The sequence below is a fragment of the Vannielia litorea genome, from assembly GCF_019801175.1.
Lineage (GTDB): Bacteria > Pseudomonadota > Alphaproteobacteria > Rhodobacterales > Rhodobacteraceae > Vannielia > Vannielia litorea_B.
The window spans coordinates 3,046,845-3,068,287 of sequence record NZ_JAHVJR010000001.1; the positions used below are offsets into that span (position 1 = coordinate 3,046,845).

Below are 21,443 nucleotides of genomic sequence, written 5' to 3' on the forward strand. Positions count from 1 at the left end.
AAGACCGTCTGGTCAGACGCGTTGCATGTTGTAGTCGCCGCGGATGCCGGTGCCGTAGCGCTGGAGCGCGCCTTCTGGGCCGACGGCGTTGGGGCGCTGGAAGATCCAGTTTTGCCAGGCGGTGAGGCGGCCGAAGATGCGGGTTTCCATGGTTTCCGGCCCGGCGAAGCGCAGGTTGGCCTCCATCCCGGTCATCGCATCGGGGGAGAAGCTGGCGCGCTCTTCCATGAAGATGCGGATCTCGTCTTCCCAGTCGATGTCATCGAGGATGTAGGTGACGAGACCCAGCTCATCGGCCTCCTCGGCCTCGATGGGTTCGCCGATGTGGTCGCGCAGCGCCTCCACCTGCTCGGGCGTGCCGAGGAAGCGAGTTTGCAGGCGGGTGAGGTTGTTGCCCATCGGGTATTGGCCGAAGTTGGTCTCGGCGAGGGTGATGGTGGCAAGCGGGCGATTGTCGCCCTCGAACTCGTCTTCCATCATGTAGGTGCGGTCGCAGGCCCAGAGGATCTCGGCTAGGACACCGGCAAAGCAGGAGCCATGCTCCACGAGGGCGACGAGGCTGCGGGAGGTCACGTCGATCCGCTTGAGGATGCGCTTCCAGAAACCGAGGGTCTCGGCGGCGAGCCAGTGGCCCGCGTTGTCGGTCAGAGCCTTTTCATGCGCCAGCAAGGCCTCGGGGTCGCCTTGGGTGCGGAAGGTCCAGGTGCCCTGCTCCATCTCGTTCAGGCGCAGGTGCAGGATGGCGTCATCCAGCTCGCGGGCGAGCTTGAGCATGTAGCTTTGGTCGCCTTGAGCCAGAAGCTCCTCTGCGGAGGCCGGGGCGGCGCCCTCGGGGCCTTTGAGGGTGATCGTGGCGGAGCGTGCCTCGCGGTCCAGCTCGACCTCGACGTGGGTGTAGGTCACAGCGTTGTCAGTAATGGTGCGCTCGATGGGGCCGAGGGTGATCCCCTTTTCGGCGCGGGAGGGCATGGCGGCGGCGAATTCGGCGGCGCGCTCGGTGACGGTGGCGTCGAACTTGCTGTTCGGCACCACTTCGTCGACCAGCCGCCAGTCCTTGGCCCGCTTTCCGCGCACGCCCTCTTCCATTGCGCAGAACACATCGGCCAGATCGCGGCGGACCTTGCGCTTGTCGGTCACGCGGGTCAGGCCGCCGGTGCCGGGGAGCACGGCGAGGAGCGGCACCTCGGGGAGCGCGACCGAGCTGCTGGAGTCGTCGGTCAGCATGATGTGGTTGCAGGCCAGCGCCAGCTCGTAGCCGCCCCCGGCGCAGGCGCCTTTCACGGCGGCGATCCACTTTTGGCCCGAGTCCGCCTCGGCGGCCTCGAAGGTGTTGCGTGTCTCGTTGGTGAACTTGCAGAAGTTGACCTTGTGGGCATGGCTCGCGCCGCCCAGCATGCGGATGTTGGCCCCGGCGCAGAACACCCGGTCCTTGCCGGACTGCATGATCACCACCTTCACCTCGGGGTGCTCGAAGCGCATGCGCTGCACCACGTCGGCCAGCTCGATGTCGACGCCGAGGTCGTAGCTGTTGAGCTTGAGCTGGTAACCATCGAACAGGCCGCCATCCTCGTCCACGTCCATCGTGACGCGGGCCACCTCGCCCTCATAGGTCACTTTCCAGTGCCGATACTTCGACGGGTCGGTGCGGAAGTCGATTGGCTGTTCACTCATGGCGCGTCTCCTCTTGAGTCCGCTGTCTTACAGGGTTGGCCGCGTTGCGGCAACGGTTTTTTGCATAATAATTCACATATGGCGTGGTTATGCCGGGTTATCATGCACTTTATTGCATTATACTGCATCTTTCGCCGCGATCTTCGCGCTGGATCGAATCGACTCCACCCGAAGGGTGAACCACCCGGCGGGGCGATGCGGGGGCGTGAAGGGGGCCGCCTCGTCCAGCAGGCGGGCGGCGATGTCGCACAGGCGGAGCGCGGCGGAGGGGCGGTTCATCCGGGCCTTCAGCCCGGCGTTGGCCAGCTGGATCAGGGCCTGGATGCCAACCCGGTCGGGGCCATCGGGGAGCACGAGCCAGACCGGCTCGAGCACCTCATGGGCCTCCCAGTAGAACCCGGCGTCGATCCAGTCGAGGCCGATGCGCAGGGCGTCGGAGCCCAGCGGATCGGTCTCGGCGCTTGCACGGATGGCGTCAAATGCGCCCTCCGGGTGGCGCGGGTTCTGGCCCGGCACATAGGCGTAGTCGGGCCGGGGATCCGCCGCGAGGGTCACGCGGGCACCACCTCTTCGCGCTCCAGCCGGATAAGGCGGGCGGAGAACTCGGCCACGGCATCCAACACCGCCTGCGGCTGGTCGAAATGGGGGCTGTGGCGGCAATTCTCGAGGATCACGGTATCGACAGGCGCGTAGCTGCGCTCCTCGACCTCGCGCACCTGCGCCAGCGTACCGTACTGATCATCGGCGCCCTGGATCACGAGCGAGGGGATGCGCAGGTAGTCGACCACCTCGCCCACGTGCCACTCCTTGAAACCGGGGGCGAGCCAGACATCGTTCCAGCCACGGAAGGTGGCTTCCGGGTCAGCGTGATACTTGGCCATGCGGGGCTTGAGATCAGCCTCGAAGGCCTCTCGGGCAGCGGCGATGGCGGCAAGACCATCGGGCTCGGTGAAGAAATGGGGCGCCATCAGCACCAGCCCGCGAATGCGGTGATCGGCATGACGGCCGGCGTATTCGGCGGCGATGGTCGCGCCATCTGAATGGCCCATGAGGATGTATTGCTCGGCGCCGATGGCATTGAGCACATCCGGCAGAGCCTCCATCGCCTCACGGGTCATGTAATCAAGCGGGCGGGGCAGATCGGCGGGGTCGGACTGGCCGTAGCCCGCGCGGGAATAGGCGAAGACACGCAGGCCGGTCGCCTGTGCCAGCTTCTCGGGGATGTCGCGCCAGAGGGCGAGGCAGCCGAGACCTTCATGCAAGAGGACGATAACGGGCGCGGATGTATCGCCGCCGCAGCTCTGCCATTCGAGGGATTTGCCTGCCGCCGTAACGCGGCCCATGCCGGGAAACTCCATCACGCCGCCTCCGGGTCGCGCAGCTTGAAGCGCTGGATCTTTCCGGTGGCGGTTTTGGGCAGCTCATCGACCACCTCAATCCATCGGGGGTATTTCCACATTCCGATCTTCTCCTTGACCATTTCCTTGAGGTCGCTAGCGATGTCGGCGCTGGCCCCCTCCTTCAGCACGATATAGGCGGCGGGCTTGTCGAGCCCCTTCTCGTCGGCGCGGGCGACCACGGCGGCTTCGAGCACGGCGGGGTGCTCCACCAGCGCCTGCTCGACCTCGAAGGGGGAGACCCAGATGCCGGAGACCTTGAACATGTCATCCGTCCGGCCGCAGTAGACGTAACGCCCCTGCCCGTCGCGCTCGTATTTGTCGCCCGTGCGGGTCCAGTGGCCCTGAAAGGTGGCCATGCTCTTGGCGCGGCGGTTCCAGTAGCCCTCAGCGGCGGAAGGTCCACGCACCAGCAGCTCACCCATCTCGCCATCGGCCACGTCTTCGTCATGCTCATCGACCAGCCGGACCTCGTAGCCCGGAACGGCTGTGCCGGAGGTGCCATAGACGCATTCGCCGGGGCGGTTGGAGAGGAAGATGTGCAGCATCTCTGTGGAGCCGACACCGTCGACGATCTCGGCGCCCCAAAGCTTTTCCCACCGCTCGCCGATCTCGCGCGGCAGGGCCTCGCCTGCGGAGGTGCAGAGGCGGACGGTATGGGCAGGCGCTCCGCCCGCCTTTTCCTGCGCAGCGACGAGGGCGGCGAAGAGGGTGGGCACGCCGCAAAAGAGCGTGGGCTTCTCCTCGGACATGATCGCAAAGCAGGCCTCGGGGGTGGGTCGGCCGGAGTAGATGACGGTGGTCGCGCCGACGGCCATGGGAAAGCTCATCGCATTGCCCAGCCCGTAGGCGAAGAACATCTTGGCGGCGGAGAACACGGTATCGTCTTCGCGGATGCCGAGCACGTCCTTGCCGAAGGTATCGGAGGTGGCCTTCAGGCTGGCGTGCACGTGGCGCACGCCCTTGGGCACGCCGGTGGAACCGGAGGAATAGAGCCAGAAGGCCAGCTCATCCTCATGGGCCTCCACGGCCTCCATCGGCTCGGCGCCTTGCGTGAACGCTGTGTAGCTCTCGGTGCCCTCGGGGGCCTCGCCGATCACCACGATGGCGCGGAGGAAGCGGTTGTTCTCTACCGCCGGTTTGACCGTGTCCCACATCGCACCGGAGACCACGAGGATGGATGCGCGGCTGTCTTCGAGGATCGCCTCGTAGACCGGCGCGGCGAGCAGGGTGTTGAGCGGCACCGGGATCGCCCCGGCCTTCAGCGCGCCCCAGAACACGACCGGAAACTCGATCTGGTCGCGGACGATCATCGCCACCCGCTCCTCCCGGCGCACCCCGTGGCGGGCGAGCGCCCCGGCGAATTTTGCGGTTTCCTTCGCCAGCTGCCCGTAGGTCAGGCTGCGTTTTGCCCCGTCGGCCTCGCGAAAGGCGGGCTTGTCGCCCCGGCCCTGTATCACGTGGCGATCGACGAAATAGAGGGCTGCGTTGCTGTTCATGGCTTCGTCCTCCCTGACGCGACTCCGTGGAATCGCGCCTCCTCCCTGTATGTGCGTTATAGTGCATACATCTGCGCGTCGATCAAGCTCGTCGCGTCGATTTTGCATTTTTGTGCATATTGTCGCCGAGGGGTGGGCGGGGGAAAGTGCGGGTATGGATGCCGCAGAGATCACGCCGGAAATTTTGCCGCTCGGGCAGGATGGCGTACTTGTGCGCTTTGCCCGCGCCGTCAGCCCGGAAGCCAGCGCGGCGGTCGCCCGCTTTGCGGCGGAGGCCGAGGGTCTGGCGGGCGAGGTCGCGCCTGCGTTGGCCTCGGTGTTGCTGCGGTTCGACCCGGCGCAGGTGGACCGGGCTGAACTAGTGGCCAGGATCGAGGAACTACTGGACGAACGGGAATGGCGCGGGCTGAAAGACCCTACGCCGGCCCGCCGCTGGCGGGTGCCGGTGGCACTGGACGGGCCCCAACTCGGCGAGGCGGCGGAGCTGGCCGGATTGAGCGAGGCAGAGGCCTGCGAGGAGTTTCTGACCACCGAGCTGCGGGTGCGGGCGATCGGCTTTGCGCCGGGCATGCCCTACCTCGGGTTCCTGCCGGAGCATTGGAACATCCCACGCCAGACAGACCTGACCCCAAAGGTGCCCGCCGGGGCACTGGTGGTGGCGGTTCGGCAGCTTGTCCTATTTCCGACCGAGAGCGTGACCGGCTGGCGGATGGTCGGACGCTGCGCCTTCCGGCCGTTCCGGCGGGGTGCGAAAGAGCCGTTTCCACTGGCGCCGGGGGATGCGCTGCGGTTCGAGCGGGTCGAGGCGACAGAACTGGAGCGGCTGGAGGCGGAACCTCTGGGCGGCGCGGTGTGCGAGGAGATCGCATGACCACGCTCCGGGTAATCGACGCAGGCCCCGCCGTGACGGTGCAGGACATGGGCCGCCCGGGCTGGACGGCCAAGGGGCTGGCACGGGGCGGCGCGGCGGACCGGTTGGCGCTGCTGGAGGCGGCGGCGCTCTTGGGGCAGGAGGCTCCGCTGGCAGCGCTGGAAATGGCGGGCGCGGGTGGGCGGTTTACGGTGGATGCGCCCACGCAGTTTTGCCTGACCGGCGCGCGGATGAAGGCCGAGGTCGATGGCCGCCCGGTGGGGCATGCCGAAACGGTGCTGCTGCCTCCCGGCGCGGTGCTGCGGGTGGGCGGCGCGGAGAAGGGCTCATATGGTTATCTCGCCTTCGCGGGTGGCGTTTTCGGCGAGGAATGGCTCGGCTCGCGGGCGGCGCACTTGCTGGCGGGCGTGGGACGGGCGCTGGCGGCGGGGGATGAAATTGCGCTGGGAAGTGACCCCGATCCCGAGGCGGCGGCGCGGGTGCTTGTGCCGGAAGACAGGCTCGGCGGCGGCACAGTGCGGATGATGCCGGGGCCACAGACGGGGCTGTTTGGCGAAGGAGTGCTGGAGCGGTTTCTAGACACCGCCTTCACCCGCGCCCCGCAGGCCAACCGGCAAGGGGTGCGGCTGGAGTTCGAGGGCGCGCCCTTCGAGAGCGAAACACAGGGGCTGGCCTCGGATTTCATCACCAGCGGCGACGTACAGATGACGGGCGACGGGCGGCCCTACGTGCTGCTGGCCGAGAGCCAGACGGTGGGCGGCTACCCGAGGATCGGCACGGTGATCACCGCAGACCTGCCCCGGCTGGCGCAGGCGCATGCGGGCGACGCGGTGCGCTTCGAGATGCTCGGCGTCGAAGAGGCCGATGCGCTCTGGGAGAGCGAAACGGCGCAGCTGGCACGGCTGCGCAAGGCGGTGCAGCCCCGGGTGCGCGACCCGCACGACATCCCCGACCTGCTGGGCTATCAACTGGTGGGCGGGGTGACCCGCGGCAATGAGCTGGAGGAGTGATGGGGCGCACGATCGACCTGAACGCCGACATGGGCGAGAGCTTTGGCCCCTGGGTGATGGGGCAGGATGCCGAGATCCTGAAGGTGGTGACCTCGGCCAACGTGGCCTGCGGCTTTCACGCCGGCGATGCGGATGTGATGGCCGCCACCATGGGCGAGGCGGTCAGGCGCGGCGTCGGGATCGGGGCGCACCCGGGCTTTGCCGACCTGCAGGGCTTCGGGCGACGGCGGATTACGCTTTCGCCTGCCGAGCTGGGCAACCTCGTAACTTACCAGCTCGGCGCGGCACAGGCCGTGGCGGCGCGGGCGGGTGGCAAGGTGCGCCACCTCAAGCTGCACGGCGCATTGGCCAACCTGTGCGCGGAGAATGAGGCGATGGCGCGGGCCTGCTACGAGGCGGCGCTGGCGGTGGACCCGGAGCTGGTGATCATGGTCATCGCCCAGACCGCGCAACAGCGCGCGGCGGAAGCGCTTGGAGCGCAGATGGCCTGCGAGATCTTTGCAGACCGGGCCTATGAAGATGACGCCACGCTTGTGGACCGCAAGAAGCCGGGCGCGATGATCCACGACCCGGAGGAGGCCGCCGCGCGGGTGCTCGGCATGGTCGAAGTGCAGGCGATCTTCGCCGCATCGGGCGCCACCCTGCCCGCGCAGATCGACACCATTTGCCTGCATGGCGACGGGCCGGAGGCGCTGGCCATCGCGCGGGCGGTGCGGGCGAAGTTGGAAGGCGCCGGATGGGCGCTTGCGCCGCTGTGATTTCACGTTAGCCTGCGCCGGAGGAGACCAGACATGAGCGCCATTTTCGTCCAGATCCGCTGCACCCCCGGCACCACCTACGAGGTGGCCAAGGCGCTGGTGCTGGAGGAGATTCACTCCGAGCTTTACTCGACCTCCGGCGAATGGGACCTGCTGATGAAGCTCTACCCGCCCGAGGGCGTGGATATCGGCCAGTTCATCAGCGAGAACGTCTCGAAGGTGAAGGGCGTGGAGCGCACGCTGACGACGCTTACGTTCAAGGCGTTCTAGGGCGAACACGCCGCGACGCTCGTGTCGGGACAAGTTCCGACTTACAGCCCCAAATACCGCTCCCGCGCCGCCTCATCCGCCTCAAGCTCCGCCGATGTGCCCTGCCAGACGGTCTCGCCGCGCTGGATAACCACGTGGCGGTCGGCGAGGCGCATCAGGTCGTGCAGGTTCTTGTCGACCACGAGGATCGACAGGCCGGTGTCGCGGATCTGCGCGAGCGCCTCCCAGATCTTGGCCCGAACCAACGGGGCCAGCCCCTCTGTCGCCTCATCGAGGATCAGCAGGCGCGGGTTGGTCATCAGGGCGCGGCCGATGGCGAGCATCTGCTGCTCGCCGCCTGACAGCAGATTGCCCATCGAAGACTTGCGCTCGGCCAGTTCGGGGAAGAGCGCATAGACGCGCTCTTCGGTCCACGGATCGGGCTGGCCAAGGTGGTTGGAGGCGGTGGCAACGAGATTCTCGCGCGCCGTCAGGTTGGGGAAGATCTGGCGGCCCTCCGGCACCAGCCCGAGGCCGAGGTTGGCGATGCAGTGCGAGGCCATGCCGGCGATTTCGCTGGTCTCCAGCCGCACCCGCCCGCCGGTGGGCTTCACGATGCCCATGATGGAGTGGATCGTCGTCGTCTTGCCCATGCCGTTGCGTCCGAGCAGGGTGACGACCTCGCCCGGTTTCACCTGCAGCGACACCCGAAAGAGCGCCTGACTTGGCCCGTAATGGGCCTGAAGGTTCTCGACCGTCAGCATCAGGCCTCCTCCCCCAGATAGGCCGCCTCGACCTCCTTGTTGGCGCGGATCGACGCCGGGTCGCCGGTGGCGATGATGTGGCCGTAGACCAGCACCGAAATCCTGTCGGCGAGGGCGAAGACGGCATCCATGTCATGCTCGATGAGAACGATGGTGTGCTGGCCTTTCAGCTCGGTGAGCAGAGCCACCATGCGGGCGGACTCCTCCGGCCCCAGCCCGGCCATAGGCTCGTCGAGCAGCATCAGCTCGGCGCGGCTGGCGAGCGCGATGGCGATCTCCATGTGCCGGTGCTCGCCATGGGAGAGCGCGCGGGTTTCCATCTCTGCCTTCTCGGCGAGGCCGACCCGCTCCAGTAGGGCCATCGCCCGGTCGCGGATCGCCGGGATGCCCGCGGCGGCGCGGATGAAACGGTAGGACGAGCCCTCGCGGGCCTGCACGGCCAGCGCGATATTCTCCAGCACCGTCATGTCGGGGATGAGCGAGGTGATCTGAAAGCTGCGGGTGATCCCGAGGCGGGCGCGCTTGTACGGGGCGAGGGCGGTGATGTCTCGCCCCTTGAAGTGGATCGTGCCGGCATCGGGCATCTGAGTGCCGCAGAGCTGGGTGATGAGCGTGGTCTTGCCCGCGCCATTGGGGCCGATGATGGCGTGGAGTTCGCCCTGCTCGACGCTGAGCGTGAGGTCATCGGTGGCGCGGATGCCTCCGAAGCTCTTCATCAGGCCCTTGGTTTCCAGAATGCTCATTTGCGCCCCCGGAAGAAGCCCATCAGACCGCCACGGGTGAAGAGCACCACGGCGATCAGCAGCAGCCCGAAGGGGAGGTGCCAGTAGATGGTGAAGTGCGAGAGCACCTCCTCCAGAATGATGAAGGCCGCCGCCCCCAGAACCGGGCCGCCAGTGGTGGAGGCGCCGCCGAGAATGACCATGAACATCAGCTCACCCGAGCGCGTCCAATCCATCATCTCGGGGGAGATGAAGGTGGTGAAATTGCCCAGAAGCGCGCCGGCATAGCCCGCCATCGCGCCGGAGATCACATAGGCGGTGAGGCGGTAGGCGTAGGGGTTGAGGCCCATCATCTGGACGCGCTCGGCGTTGCCCTTGGCCCCGCGCAGCACCATGCCAAAGCGGCTCCGCGTGATCATGCGCACGATCAGCATGGCCACGACGAGCGACACATAGGCGAGCGCGAAGAGCTGAATAGGGTCGTCGAGGTTGAGGCCGGGCAACTCCGAGCGGGTGTCGATCACCAGCCCGTCGTCGCCGCCGTATTCCTCGATCGAGACGATCGCGTAATAGACCATCTGAGCGAAGGCCATGGTGATCATGATGAAATACACGCCCTTGGTCCGCAGGCAGATTGCGCCGGTGATAAGGGCGAAGAGTGCGCAGACCACCATCGCGAGTGGGATCTGCACGAGGCCGGAGGTGGTCGCCAGCCCAAGGCTTTCGAGCCCGCCGTAGAGCCAGTGATAGGCCGGGATGCCGACCGCGTAGGCGCCGAGGCCGACGTAGGCGGCGTGGCCGAAGGAGACGAGGCCGCCGTAGCCGAGGATCAGGTTGAGGCTGACCGCCGCGATGGCGAGGATCGTGAGCCGGGTGGCGAGATCGAGCCAGAAGGCGTTGCCGGTGTAGAAGAACAGCGGCGGCAGCACGGCGAGCAGGGCCATGAGCGCGAGGGTGGCGATCGTGCGGGCGCTCATGGCTGGACCTCCGCCCGGGGCGGGCGCCCGGTATGGATATTTGCAGCAAGAAAATGCAAAGGGCGTTGCACGCGGGCAGGAACAATTTGAATCAAATTTCGCATTTTCTTGCGACAAATATCCCCGCCGGAGGCCTGAAATCTCTTCTGGTGCATCATCCGCCTCACCGCACCTTCGGCGGGAACAGGCCCTGCGGGCGGAGTGCCAGCACACAGGCCATGATGATGTAGATGAGCATGGCAGAGATCGCGGGGGCCGAGTTTTCGGCGGCGTCGGGGCTCATCACCAGCTTGAAGATGTCATCGAGGAAACTGCGGCCTAGCGTGTCGATCAGCCCGATCAGCAGAGCGGCGATGAAGGCGCCTTTCATCGAGCCGATGCCGCCGACGATGATGACGACGAAGGCGGTGATGATGACCTGGTTGCCCATGCCGATCGAGGCCTCGGTGATCGGCGCAATCAGCATGCCCGCCAGCCCCGCTAGGGCCGCACCGAGGGCGAAGACGAGGCCGAAGAGCAGCTCGATGTTGATGCCGAGCGCGCCGACCATCACCCGGTTGGAGGCCCCGGCGCGGATCAGCATGCCGAGCCGGGTGTGGACCACCATCCAGTAGAGGCCGCCCGCCGCAGCCAGCCCGGCTGCGATGATGACGAGGCGGTAGGTGGGGATGACGAGGGTTTCCGATAGCTCGATCTGGCCGCGAAACGCCTCGGGCAGCGGCACGGCGATGCCCTCCGGCCCCCAGATCAGGTGGGCGGCGGTATCGAGCACGAGGATCAGCCCGAAGGTGGCGAGCACATGGTCGAGGTGGTCGCGGGCGTAAAGGGGCCGGGCAACGAAGCGTTCGGCGCCCCAGCCGAGTAGCGCGGTGATCGGGAGGGCGATCAGCACGGCGAGGAAAAAGTTGCCCACCGCGTAGGTCAGCGAGGCGCAGATGAAGGCGCCGAGCATGTAGAGCGAGGCGTGGGCGAGGTTCACGAAGTCGAGGATGCCGAAGACAAGCGTCAGCCCGGAGGCGACGAGGAACAGCAGCAGCCCGAGTTGGAGCCCGTTCAGCGTTTGGATGAAAAGGAGGGAGGTGTCCACGGAGGGCCTTCGCGCGTAGGGGCGGGCAAGGTCTCCCCTGCCCGCCCGGAGTGTCAGATCAGTTCATCGAGCATTCGGCAGCGAAGCTGTCGACGTGGTCGGTGTAGACGGTGTCGACCACCTTCGTCGTCCAGTTGCCATCGGCGTCTTCGACCACCTCGCGGAGGTAGAAGTTTTGCACCGGCATGTTGTTGGTGCCGAACTTGAAGTTGCCACGCACGCTCTCGAAGTCAGCGGCCTTCACGGCGGCGCGCAGGGCGTCGCGGTCTTCCAGGTTGCCATCCACGGCTGCCACGGCGGAGGCAATCAGCATGATCGCGTCATAGCTCTGGGCGGCGTAGAAGCTCGGGTAGGTGCCGAACTTTTCCTTGAAGTCGCCCACGAACTTCTGGTTCGCGGCGTTGTCGAGCGAGGGGTCCCACTCCTGCGTGATCTTGGAGCCCAGCGCATCGGTGAAGCCCGCCTGCTGGAGCTTGGGCAGCGAGATGCCGTCGATGGTGAAGACCGAGTAGAGCGGCAGCGTGTCTTTCAGGCCGGCCTGCTGGTACTGCTTCACGAAAGCACCGGCCGCTGCGCCGGGGTAGAAGACGAAGAGGCCATCGGCGCCCGAGGCCTTGGCCTTGGCCAGTTCGGCGGAGAAGTCTAGCTGTGCGTCGGCGCCCCATTTTGTGAGGTCCTTGCCGACGATCTCGCCGGTGAAGGTGCGCTCCACGCCTGCCGTCATGTCTTTGCCGGCGGCGTAGTTGGGAGCCATCAGGTAGAGCGATTTCACGCCCGCCTTGTTCAGCACCTCACCCATCGCCATCGGGGTCTGGTCATTCTGCCAGGAGGTCGAGAAGTAGTTCTTGTCGCAGAGCTTGCCGGCCATCTGGCTGGGGCCCGCGTTGGCGGAGATCAGGATCTTGTCGGCATCGACCACCGATTTGCGCGAAGCGAGCAGCACGTGGGACCAGATGTAGCCAGCCACGAAATCGACGTTGTCCTGCTTCACCAGCTTGTCGGTGGCCTGCTTGCCGGCCTCAGGGGCGAATTGGTCGTCGCCGAAGATCACCTCGATGTCGAGCGGGCCGGCCTTGCCGCCGAGGTGCTCGACCGCGAGATTGACCGCGTTCTCCATGTCCTTGCCAATGACGGCGGCGGGGGTGGTCAGCGTGGTGACGAAGCCGATTTTCACGCTTTCGGCGTAGGCGGCTGTGGCGGTCAGGCTGGCCGCGAGGGCCGCCGTGAGTAGCTTGTTCATGTTGTTCCTCCCGTTGTGCGCCTCCTTTGAGCGGCGGTCGCAGTAAGATTTGTGCACTATACTGCCGTTTTAGGCAATATTATTCTCATTCCCTTGCAGCAGTGATTTGACAGCCTGCCGGTCGATTTTTCCAGTGCCCGTTTTCGGCAGGTCGGTCACGAAGTGGATGCGGCGCGGATACTTGTGGGGCATCAGCATGGCTTTGACGTGATCTTGGAGCATCTTGACGGCACCCTCGTCGGCGGGGCCGGTGCGGAGCGAGACCAGGGCGGAGAGGGTGGTGCGGCGGTCGGGCAGTTCATGGGCAAGCACAGCGCTCTCGTGCACTTCGGGGTGTTCGTTCAGCGCGCGCTCCACCTCCAGCGGCCAGACCCATTGGCCGGAGACCTTCACCAGATCATCGGCACGGCCCTGGAAGTAGTAGAAGCCCTCGCGCTCCTCGAAACGGTCGCCGGTGTTGATCCAGTCGCCCTGCATGGTCTCGGCGGTCTTGTCGGGGCGGTTCCAGTAGAGCGGCGCGGAGGAATGGCCGCGCACGAACATCACCCCGCCCTCGCGGAGCTCGATCTCGTAGCCCGGCACGCGCTTGCCCGCCGCGCCGTGGCGCATGTCGTTGGCCGTGTTCGAGAGGTAAACGTGCAGCATCTCTGTGCTGCCGAGTCCCTCGATGGGTGAAAGGCCGGTGAGGGACTTCCAGCGGGAGGCGACATCCTCGGAGAGGATCTCGGCGGCAGACATGCATTGGCGCAGGCTGGAGAGGTCGCGGCTCTCGACACCGGGCGTGTTGGTGAGCGCGGTGTAGAGCGTGGGCAGGCCGTAGAAGACGGTGGGCTTGTGGGCTTCGATCATATCGAGCACGGCAACGGGTTTGGGGGCATCGGGCATCAGGAGGGTGCAGGCGCCGGCCGCAAAGGGGAAGGTGAAGCTGTTGCCGAAGCCATAGGCGAAATAGGCCTTGGGGACGGAAAAACAGATGTCATCGGCCCGGATCTTCAGCACATGGGCGGCGAAGCTCTGCTGACTGTAGGCCATGTCGTGATGCAGGTGGACGATGCCTTTGGGGCGGCCGGTAGAGCCGGAGGAATACATCCAGAACGCCATGTCATCCGGGCCGGTCGGTGCGGCCTCAAGCGTGGTGGGCTGGCAGGAGATGTAGGCGGCGTGGTCGGTGACGAGGCGGGTATCTGCGGGGAAGCGCTCCGCATAGTGCGGCTCGGTCACGGCAAGGGGCGCGGCGCTGTCGGAGAGGTAATAGGCCAGCAGATCGGGCGGGGTTTGGGTGTTGAGCAGCACCGGCACGAAGCCCGCGCGGGTGGCGCCGAAGAAGGCGGCGGGGAAGCTGGGCGTGTCATCAAGGAATAGCGCGATGCGGTCGCCGGGGGCGAGGCCCTGAGCGGTGAAGGCGTTGCCCCATTGGGCCGCCTGCGCGATGAGTTCGGCGTAGGTGAGGTCGCCCGCAGGGCCGGTGAGGGCGCGGGCGCCGGGGTTGCGGGCGAGGTTCTGCCAGAGAATCTCGGCGCAGTTGGGGTGCGCGGATTTGTCGAAGCCGATCTCCTGCGCGCCGGGCGGGTTTTCAACCGGGTCGATCATTTGGCTGCCTCGTATTCGGCCATGAAGGCGGGCGAGAGGGCGCGGAGCTTCTCACGCGGCACGCGGCCGGAGCGGGTGATGTAAGACATGGCGAAGTCGAGTGGGGACTGCTCGATGTGAGTCGAGAAGGACTCGTACCACTGGGCGGATGTATTTGCGCCGGTGACGATCTTGCGGGCGATCGGGGGCCGGGTGGCCTGATAGCTGGCGAGGCCGTCAGTGACCGTGGTTGCTGCCTTTAGGGCGGCGATAAGGGCGATGGAATCCTCCATCGCGAGCCGGGTGCCGGAGCCGATGGAGAAATGCGCGGTATGAACGGCATCGCCGATGAGCGCGGTGTTGCCTCTGGTCCAGGTCTCGCACCAGAGCTTGGGGAATTGCCGCCAGATCGAGCGGTTGGTGAGCAGCGGGACGCCTTCGAGCACATCGGCGAAGAGCTCGGCGCAATAGGCGGCGCTTTCGGTCTCGTCCATTTCTGCCAGCCCGTGAGCGGCAAAGGCCTCTTCCTCCAGCTCGACGATGAAGGTGCTCATGTTTGGTGCGTAGCGGTAGTGATGTGCGTTCAGCGCGCCCTTGGGGTGGCGGATAAAGGTTTGGGTGAGCGTGTCGAAGGGGCGGGGTGTGCCGAACCATGCGAAGCGGTTGGACATATGGGTGAGGCTGGGCACGTTGGCCTCCGTCCGGGTGCGGGAGTTGAGGCCGTCGGCGCCGATGATGAGGTCGGCCTGCAGGCTGGAAGGGTCCACCTCTGCGCCGAAATGCAGATCCACCCCCACTTCTTCGGCGCGGGCGGCGAGGATCGTTAGCAACTCCAGCCGCCCGATGGCAGCAAAGCCGATGCCGTCGAGGGTGACGGGGCCGTCGGGGTGGTTGAGCACCATGTTCTGCCAGCGCTCCATGCGGGGCGTGATCAGGGCGTGGGTCTCCGGCTCGTCAGCCTCCAGAAAGTCCAGCGCCTGGGTCGAGAAGACCACGCCGAAGCCCCATGTGACCCCGCGCGGCGCGGCCTCATGCACTGTGACGCGGGCCGAGGGGAAGGCGCGGCGGGCGAGGATGGCGGAGAGCAGCCCGCCGGGGCCGCCGCCAATGATGTCGATGGTAGAAATCTCTGCCATTCCGCCCTCCCCTGCGGTTTGGTCTTGTGTCAGGGTAAGGCTAGGCGCTAATTCCATATTGCGCAATAGCTTTTACGGAGCGGAAATTTGGGCCTGTTCACCCTCGATGTCGACATCAGCTTCGGTCACTGCGACGCGGCCGGAATTGTCTATTATCCCAACTACTTCCGCTGGATGGACCGGTGCTTTCACAGCTTCCTCAAGGCGCGGCACGGCGGCCATGCGGCGCTCTGCCGGCGGCTCGGAGCGCGGGGGCTGGGCCTGATCTCGGCCGATGCGCGATTCCGCTCGCCGGGGCTGGATGGAGACGTGCTGCGGCTGGAGATGGTGCTCGGCGAATGGGGCCGGACGAGCCTGCGGGTGGACTATCGTGGCAGCGTGGGAGAGCGGCTGGTGATCGAGGGCGAGGAGGTGCGCGGCGTGTTCGTTGAGGCGGACGGGCGGATCAGGGCGGGCGATGTGGCGCCGCTTCGGGAGGTGATTGGTGGCTGAGGGGCTCTCTTCGCTCGACGCGGCGCTTGGGCTGCTGAAGCTCCTCTCGCAGCAAGGCGGCCCGGTGGGGCTGAGCGAGATCGCGCGGGAGGCGGGGATGCCTGCCAGCAAGGCGCATCGCTACCTCGCCAGCTTCATGGCCGCCGGGCTGGTGAGTCAGGCCGGACGGTCTGGCAAGTATGATCTCGGGCCGGGTGCGGTAGCGCTAGGGGTCGCTGGAATGGCGCGGATGGAACTGGTGAACCGCACGGCGGATGCGCTGCCCGAACTGGTGGAATCCACCGGGCTGACGGCACTGCTGAGCGTCTGGGGCAACGCGGGGGCGACCGTGGTGCGCTGGGAGCGCGCGCCACGCTTCGTGGTCACCACGCTGGGGCTGGGCACAGTGATGCCGCTTCTGAACTCGGCCAGCGGGCGGGCCTTTCTGACATGGGCACCGGAGGCGGTGATCGCCGGGCGGCTGGAGGAGGAAATGGCGCTGGAGCCGGGACGCGATGCGGCGGCTTTGGCGGGAGAGGTGCGGACAGCGGGCTATGCGCAGGTGAGCGGTGACCTGATCCCCGGCCTCGCGGCAATCTCGGCCCCGGTGCTGGACTGGCAGGGCGAGATCGGCGCAGCGGTGACGCTCTATGGCACGGACCCGGCGATTTGCGGGGCGGACCGTGCTGAAGTGGCGGCGCTGAAGGCGTTCTGCGCAGGGCTCTCGGCGGCGTAGCTCGTCGGTCCCATCGTGGCCTCATCGTATAGGCGCGACCAATCATAGCCGGGGCGCTTGAAGGAGAGCTCGGCGGGGGTTTTGCACCCCCGCACCCCCGCAGGATATTTGCAGGACCAATGAGGAGCGGGTCGGAAGGCAAAAGGGCGCGAGGTTGCCCCCGCGCCCTTCATCCGTGGTGGTAACTGTCGATCAGGCGCCGAAGCGGTCGGCGTCCATCACCTTGACCCAGGCGGCGACGAAGTCCTCGACGAAAGCGTGGGTCGCATCGGACTGGCCATAGATCTCGGCAATTGCCCGCAGCTGGCTGTTGGAGCCGAAGACGAGATCGACTCGGGATGCGTCATACTTCTTCTCGCCGGTTTTCCGGTCTTTGCCGACAAAGGCCTTTTCGTCGCCCGCGTCTTCCCACTTCGTGTCCATGCTGAGCAGATTCACGAAGAAGTCGTTGGTGAGCTGGCCTTCGCGGTCGGTGAAGACGCCCGCCTTGCTGCCGCCGTGGTTGGCGCCCAGAACCCGCAGGCCAGCGACGAGCACGGTCATCTCCGGTGCGGTCAGGGTGAGCAGTTGCGCGCGGTCCACCAGCAGCTCCTCGGCGGAGACCGAGAAATCGCCGCCCATGTAGTTGCGGAAGCCGTCTGCACGGGGCTCCAGCGGCTCGAAGGCCTCGGCGTCGGTTTGCTCGGCGGAGGCATCCATCCGGCCCGGGGTAAAGGGCACTTCGATGGCCGAACCGGCATCGGCGGCGGCCTTCTCGACGGCGGCGGAGCCACCGAGCACGATCAGGTCGGCGAGCGACACTTTCTTGGCGCCAGCGGCGTCGAACTCGGCCTTGATGCCTTCGAGCACGCCCAGCACGCGGGCCAGTTCGGCGGGTTCATTCGCCGCCCAGTCCTTTTGCGGTGCGAGGCGGATGCGTGCGCCGTTGGCCCCGCCGCGCAGGTCGGAGCCGCGGAAGGTGGAGGCCGAGGCCCAGGCGGTTTTCACCAGATCCGAGACCGGCAGCGCGGCGAGGAGCTTTTCCTTCAGCGCGGCGATATCGGCGGCGTCCACCAGCGGGTGATCGACCGTGGGGATCGGATCTTGCCAGATCAGCTCTTCGGCGGGCACTTCAGGCCCGAGGTAAAGCTCTTTCGGCCCCATGTCGCGGTGGGTCAGCTTGAACCAGGCGCGGGCGAAGGCATCGGCGAACTCTTCGGGGTTCTCGTGGAAACGCTTGGAGATCGGCCCGTAGATCGGGTCGAAGCGCAGGGCGAGGTCGGTGGTGAGCATGGTCGGCGCGTGGGTTTCGCCGGCGCGGTGCGCATCGGGCACGGCATGCTCGCCGTTCCAGTCCTTCGGCGTCCACTGGTTGGCACCTGCGGGCGACTTGGTCAGCTCCCACTCGAAGCCGAAGAGGTTGTCGAAATACCCGTTCGACCACTTGGTGGGCGTCGAGGTCCATGTCACCTCGAGGCCCGAGGTGATGGTGTCGGCGCCCATGCCGGTGCCATGGCTGGAGGTCCAGCCGAAGCCCTGCTCCGCCATGCCGGCCTGCTCCGGCTCGACACCCACGTTGGCGGCATCGGCGGCGCCGTGGGTTTTGCCGAAGGTGTGGCCGCCAGCGATGAGCGCAACGGTCTCTTCGTCGTTCATCGCCATCCGGCCGAATGTCTCACGGATGTCCTTGGCAGAGGCCAGCGGGTCGGGATTGCCGTCGGGGCCTTCGGGGTTCACGTAGATCAGGCCCATCTGCACGGCGGCGAGAGGGTTCTCCAGCTCGCGGTCGCCGGAGTAGCGGCTGTTGGGCGCGTCCGACTGGGCGAGCCACTCATCCTCGGCACCCCAGTAGATATCTTCTTCCGGCTCGAACACATCGGCCCGGCCCCCGGCAAAGCCGAAGGTCTTGAAGCCCATCGACTCGAGCGCGACGTTGCCGGTGAGCACCATAAGATCGGCCCAGGAAATCGCGTTGCCGTACTTGGCCTTGATCGGCCAGAGCAGGCGGCGGGCCTTGTCGAGGTTGGCGTTGTCGGGCCAGCTGTTCAGCGGGGCAAAGCGCTGCGAGCCAGAGCGTGCGCCGCCACGGCCATCGGCGGTGCGGTAGGTGCCGGCGGAGTGCCACGCCATGCGGATGAAGAACGGGCCGTAGTGCCCGAAGTCGGCGGGCCACCACTCCTGGCTGTCGGTCATCAGCGCGTGGAGGTCAGCCTTGAGCGCTTTCAGATCGAGGCCTTTGAAGGCCTCGGCGTAGTCGAACCCTTTCAGCGGCGAGGTGCCCGGAGCGTTCTGGTTGAGGATCTTCAGGTTGAGCTGGTTCGGCCACCAGTCCTTGTTGCTGCGCACCGCGTGGGTGTGCATCACCGGGCATTTGTTGATGTTTGAAAGTTCGGCTCCGTCCATCTGGCGCTCCTGTCGTTGGCTATGGCGAATGGGAGGGTCCGGCCCCGTAGCGGTGCCGGTGATTCCTCCCTGATGCTTAAACCGTAGCAGCGGGGCGCTATCAGGAAAAATTGGAAATGCGGATTGAAGCGATAAGCCGCCCTTATTCGGACTGCCAATCCGCTCGGGTCATCGACACAAAGGTCTCCCCCGCCCCGCCCGGCACGTTGCGGTCGAGGATGTCGCGGATGCTGTGGGTCTCATTGATTGCCCGCCATCCCGGCGCGGAGAATGTTGCCTCGTTGAACACGTGGCGCGACAGGAGCGGGTTGGTCAGCGCCTGGCTGAAGGCGTCGAGCGCGACGAAGACCAGCACGAGGTTGGGCAGCGGGCTGTTGGGCACCCGGTCTTCGCAGAAGAGGCCCACGAAGAAGTCCACCTGTTCGGGGCTGCGGTAGAGCCGGGCCAGCTCGGCGGCGACCTCCGGGTCGGAGGAGATATCCTCGAAGGTCCGGGGCGGCTCCTGCTTGAGGTACACGTTGTAATCCCAGAAGCTGGCCAGCTCGCAGGCGCGGTCTTGCAGGATCGAGGCCTCCTCGACCTTCACCAAGGGCGCCGAGGTGTTGCGCGGCCCGAGTTCGGCAGCGGGAGTGGCGCAGATGTCGGCAAAGGCGGCCAAAAGTCCGCCCTTCAGCAGCGGCGCGTTGTTGCGCAGGGTTCTGGCGATAGGCACATCCTCGCCGCCCCAGCGGATGCTATCGGGGATGAGTGCGTGCCAGCGATAGAGCAGGCTGAACTCGGTGGTGATCCAGTTGGGCTTGTTCCAGCTCGCCTCCCAAGCCACGGAGGGATCGGCCTTCAGGCTGAAAGGCAGCGGCGAGATGTGGTTGATGTAATCCTCCACCACCATCTTGATGAAGAGCACGATCATGGTGTTGCGCGCGGTCTCGAAGATGCGGGTATCGTCCCACGCCGGATTGGCCGCCTCGATCTCGCCCGCCAGCCGGTTGTGCTCGCGCAGGAAGAGGGTGTTCAGCATGGCCACCTGCGGCACCGAATTCACCCGGTCGCCGCCGACGGCAAAGAGCGTGGCCTGCTGCTCGGGTGGCAGATCCTCATGGCCGAGCGCCGGGTCGAGCGCGGCGAAGTCCGGGTCAATCGCGCCATTCTTGAACAGGAAGGGTGGATATTCCTCACCCTCGATCATTTGCGATTTCAGCCGCCCGCGCCGGCCCTTCTCATCGGAGCTTTCGCGCAGCGCCATGGTTTGGCCGAAGGTTCGGCCGTAGAGCGTGCAGAGGTCGATCTCGTGGTTCGAGGTGTTCCGGCGCAGGCGCAGCTCCGGGTCTTCGCCCTCGGGGATCAGCCCGTCGGTCTCGGTGCGCAGGAATCCATCGGTCAGATACTGCGCGAAGGCCGGGAAGAGGCAGGTGGACTTGGGGCAGAGCCGCTGCACCCCTACGCGGCGCTCGAACAGGGGCAGGAGATCTGCCACGTCGGGCAGGCCGCTGCGGTGTTGCGGTGGCAGGTGCCGCCCGCTCCAGCGACGGTCTGTCAGCCCCCGCCAAGACACGTAGTTGCCCACGGTGCTCAGCGGATGGGGCCGGTTGCGGGCGCGTTTGACAACCCGGTTGATCGCCCAGCGGTTGGCGATCTTGGCGAGGAATGGGATCGCCTCGACGATCGAAAAGAGGGTGCTTTGAATCCGGTAACGCAGGCTGGGCATGGCGAGCTCTGAAATGACGGCGGTGAATGCCCTCACTATGGCGCTTTGCGCGCCTGTCGTCGCCGCCACGGCCCGTTTGGCCCGTGTTTTTCACGCTTGATTTACGCAGGGGCAGGCAAATCGGGCGATTGGCCCGCGTTTTGAGGCCTTAGACCGCTGCCGGCAGCGCCACGTCGAACTCCGCAGCTGAGGCGGCGAGGCGGGTGATGACCTCATCGGGCAGGCGCACCCGGCCCTTCGCCCCGGCGAGCGCCTGCTGCGCCCGGTCGCCGGGCATCCGCACCGAGCGGGCCGGGTCGGCGGGGCGGTTGGCACGGCAGAGATCGCCAAGATGGCTGACCTCGCGCAGAAAAGCCTCGCGCCCGCCAAAGGCCTCGGGGTCGATCACCTGCAGGAACACGTTGCCACCCCAGCGGCTGACATCCTCGGCCCGGCCATGGCCGGAGAGGCCCTGCGTCAGCATCTCGACCATCAGCGCCATCGCAAAGCCCTTGTGGCCGTGATCCGCCCCGCCCACCGGCATCAGAGTGCCTTTAGGGCTGGCGTTGACCACGGTGGGGTCGGTCGTGGGGGTGCCCTCGGCAGAGAGCATCCACGGGTGGGAGAACTCGGCACCGGTGTTGATGTATTCGCGCACTTTGGAGACCGTGGTGATCGAGGCGCAGGTGTCGATCAGCACCGGGTGGCCCTCGGTCGGGTAGCCCACCGCCCAGGGGTTGGGCGTGAGCAGCGGCTCTGTGCCGCCGAAGGGCGCGACCCATTTGCCGGAAGGGTCGGAGGTGGCGATGTAGCAAACGAAGCCGCGCTCGGCGGCGATGCGCGTGAGGGTGGAGAGGCAGCCGATGTGGTGCGCTCGGCGCATGGAGAGCGCGGCCATGCCGAACTCGGCGGCGCGGTCCATGCAGACCTCGAGCGCTTGCCCCATCAGCCAGTGGCCGGGGAGGTAGTTGCCATCCCAGACCATCGTCACCTTGCGATCCTGCACCACCTCATGCGTGCCCTCGGTGGTCATGGTGCCGCCGGTCAGCTCGGGCAGGTAGTAGGGGATGAGCGAGACGCCGTGGGTGGTGATCCCCATCTCGTCGGTCTGCACCAGAAGCTCGCCCACCACGGCGGCCTTGTCATCGGGCAGCCCGGCGCGGGTGAGCAGGGCGATTGCGAAGGTGAGGAGATCGTCGCGCTGGTAGGCGGTCATCGGA

Annotated in this window: 20 protein-coding genes; 6 read left to right on the forward strand and 14 right to left on the reverse strand. The window is 66.4% G+C overall.

Going from position 1 to position 21,443, the window contains the following annotated elements:
* Positions 1-12 precede the first annotated feature (12 nt).
* The 4 genes from boxC to KUV38_RS14945 all read right to left on the reverse strand — a co-directional run bounded on the left by boxC (position 13) and on the right by KUV38_RS14945 (position 4,567).
* Positions 13-1,671, reverse strand: a complete 1,659-nt coding sequence (gene boxC / locus KUV38_RS14930; RefSeq protein ID WP_222470804.1) for a 2,3-epoxybenzoyl-CoA dihydrolase — start codon at positions 1,669-1,671, stop codon at positions 13-15.
* A gap of 117 nt (positions 1,672-1,788) precedes the next feature.
* Positions 1,789-2,226: a DUF309 domain-containing protein gene (locus KUV38_RS14935; RefSeq protein WP_222470805.1), complete on the reverse strand. Its 438-nt coding sequence runs from the start codon at positions 2,224-2,226 to the stop codon at positions 1,789-1,791.
* Positions 2,223-3,029, reverse strand: coding sequence for an alpha/beta fold hydrolase (locus KUV38_RS14940; RefSeq protein ID WP_222471101.1), 807 nt, complete (start codon positions 3,027-3,029; stop codon positions 2,223-2,225). Before KUV38_RS14940 ends, KUV38_RS14935 begins: the two co-directional genes overlap by 4 nt.
* Entirely contained in the window at positions 3,029-4,567 is a 1,539-nt protein-coding gene (locus KUV38_RS14945) for a benzoate-CoA ligase family protein (protein ID WP_222470806.1), read from the reverse strand. Before KUV38_RS14945 ends, KUV38_RS14940 begins: the two co-directional genes overlap by 1 nt.
* Positions 4,568-4,721: 154 nt before the next feature.
* On the opposite strand from KUV38_RS14945, the gene KUV38_RS14950 reads away from it, so the two are divergent.
* From KUV38_RS14950 to KUV38_RS14965, 4 genes are read left to right on the forward strand one after another with little or no spacing between them, the layout of a single operon-like run.
* Positions 4,722-5,438 (forward strand): 5-oxoprolinase subunit B family protein, encoded by a 717-nt coding sequence (locus KUV38_RS14950; RefSeq protein ID WP_222470807.1) that lies wholly within the window; start codon positions 4,722-4,724, stop codon positions 5,436-5,438.
* Positions 5,435-6,448 (forward strand): biotin-dependent carboxyltransferase family protein, encoded by a 1,014-nt coding sequence (locus KUV38_RS14955; RefSeq protein ID WP_222470808.1) that lies wholly within the window; start codon positions 5,435-5,437, stop codon positions 6,446-6,448. The genes KUV38_RS14950 and KUV38_RS14955 overlap by 4 nt, the downstream gene beginning before the upstream one ends.
* Entirely contained in the window at positions 6,448-7,206 is a 759-nt protein-coding gene (locus tag KUV38_RS14960; protein WP_222470809.1) for a LamB/YcsF family protein, read from the forward strand. Before KUV38_RS14955 ends, KUV38_RS14960 begins: the two co-directional genes overlap by 1 nt.
* A 33-nt stretch (positions 7,207-7,239) precedes the next feature.
* Positions 7,240-7,476 (forward strand): Lrp/AsnC ligand binding domain-containing protein, encoded by a 237-nt coding sequence (locus KUV38_RS14965; RefSeq protein ID WP_222470810.1) that lies wholly within the window; start codon positions 7,240-7,242, stop codon positions 7,474-7,476.
* Positions 7,477-7,517: 41 nt separating this feature from the next.
* Here the strand turns inward: KUV38_RS14965 and KUV38_RS14970 are convergent, their stop codons facing one another.
* The 7 genes from KUV38_RS14970 to KUV38_RS20945 all read right to left on the reverse strand — a co-directional run bounded on the left by KUV38_RS14970 (position 7,518) and on the right by KUV38_RS20945 (position 14,950).
* Positions 7,518-8,219, reverse strand: coding sequence for an ABC transporter ATP-binding protein (locus KUV38_RS14970; RefSeq protein ID WP_222470811.1), 702 nt, complete (start codon positions 8,217-8,219; stop codon positions 7,518-7,520).
* On the reverse strand, positions 8,219-8,962 hold the full coding sequence (locus KUV38_RS14975; protein ID WP_222470812.1) for an ABC transporter ATP-binding protein: 744 nt from the start codon (positions 8,960-8,962) through the stop codon (positions 8,219-8,221). Before KUV38_RS14975 ends, KUV38_RS14970 begins: the two co-directional genes overlap by 1 nt.
* On the reverse strand, positions 8,959-9,918 hold the full coding sequence (locus tag KUV38_RS14980; RefSeq protein WP_222470813.1) for a branched-chain amino acid ABC transporter permease: 960 nt from the start codon (positions 9,916-9,918) through the stop codon (positions 8,959-8,961). The genes KUV38_RS14975 and KUV38_RS14980 overlap by 4 nt, the downstream gene beginning before the upstream one ends.
* Positions 9,919-10,081: 163 nt before the next feature.
* Positions 10,082-11,005 (reverse strand): branched-chain amino acid ABC transporter permease, encoded by a 924-nt coding sequence (locus KUV38_RS14985; RefSeq protein WP_222470814.1) that lies wholly within the window; start codon positions 11,003-11,005, stop codon positions 10,082-10,084.
* A 58-nt stretch (positions 11,006-11,063) separates the two neighbouring features.
* On the reverse strand, positions 11,064-12,245 hold the full coding sequence (locus tag KUV38_RS14990; protein WP_222470815.1) for an ABC transporter substrate-binding protein: 1,182 nt from the start codon (positions 12,243-12,245) through the stop codon (positions 11,064-11,066).
* Positions 12,246-12,314: 69 nt separating this feature from the next.
* Positions 12,315-13,835: a benzoate-CoA ligase family protein gene (locus tag KUV38_RS20940; protein WP_261385243.1), complete on the reverse strand. Its 1,521-nt coding sequence runs from the start codon at positions 13,833-13,835 to the stop codon at positions 12,315-12,317.
* The gene (locus KUV38_RS20945; protein ID WP_261385244.1) at positions 13,832-14,950 is read right to left on the reverse strand and encodes an FAD-dependent monooxygenase; all 1,119 of its coding nucleotides are present in this window, start codon (positions 14,948-14,950) and stop codon (positions 13,832-13,834) included. The genes KUV38_RS20940 and KUV38_RS20945 overlap by 4 nt, the downstream gene beginning before the upstream one ends.
* An 87-nt stretch (positions 14,951-15,037) precedes the next feature.
* On the opposite strand from KUV38_RS20945, the gene KUV38_RS15000 reads away from it, so the two are divergent.
* Positions 15,038-15,442 carry an acyl-CoA thioesterase gene (locus KUV38_RS15000; RefSeq protein WP_222470816.1) on the forward strand — a complete coding sequence of 135 codons (405 nt, stop codon included), beginning with the start codon at positions 15,038-15,040 and terminating at the stop codon, positions 15,440-15,442.
* Positions 15,435-16,157: an IclR family transcriptional regulator gene (locus KUV38_RS15005; protein WP_222470817.1), complete on the forward strand. Its 723-nt coding sequence runs from the start codon at positions 15,435-15,437 to the stop codon at positions 16,155-16,157. The genes KUV38_RS15000 and KUV38_RS15005 overlap by 8 nt, the downstream gene beginning before the upstream one ends.
* A 192-nt stretch (positions 16,158-16,349) precedes the next feature.
* Here KUV38_RS15005 and katG read toward each other — a convergent pair whose 3' ends face one another.
* From katG to KUV38_RS15020, 3 genes are all read right to left on the reverse strand, one after another.
* A complete protein-coding gene (gene katG, locus KUV38_RS15010; RefSeq protein WP_222470818.1) occupies positions 16,350-18,539 on the reverse strand; it encodes a catalase/peroxidase HPI in 2,190 nt (729 codons plus the stop codon).
* 142 nt (positions 18,540-18,681) lie between these two features.
* The gene (locus KUV38_RS15015; RefSeq protein WP_222470819.1) at positions 18,682-20,244 is read right to left on the reverse strand and encodes a peroxidase family protein; all 1,563 of its coding nucleotides are present in this window, start codon (positions 20,242-20,244) and stop codon (positions 18,682-18,684) included.
* 148 nt (positions 20,245-20,392) lie between these two features.
* Complete coding sequence (locus KUV38_RS15020) at positions 20,393-21,439, reverse strand: Ldh family oxidoreductase (RefSeq protein WP_222470820.1); 1,047 nt, start codon at positions 21,437-21,439, stop codon at positions 20,393-20,395.
* Positions 21,440-21,443: the final 4 nt, after the last annotated feature.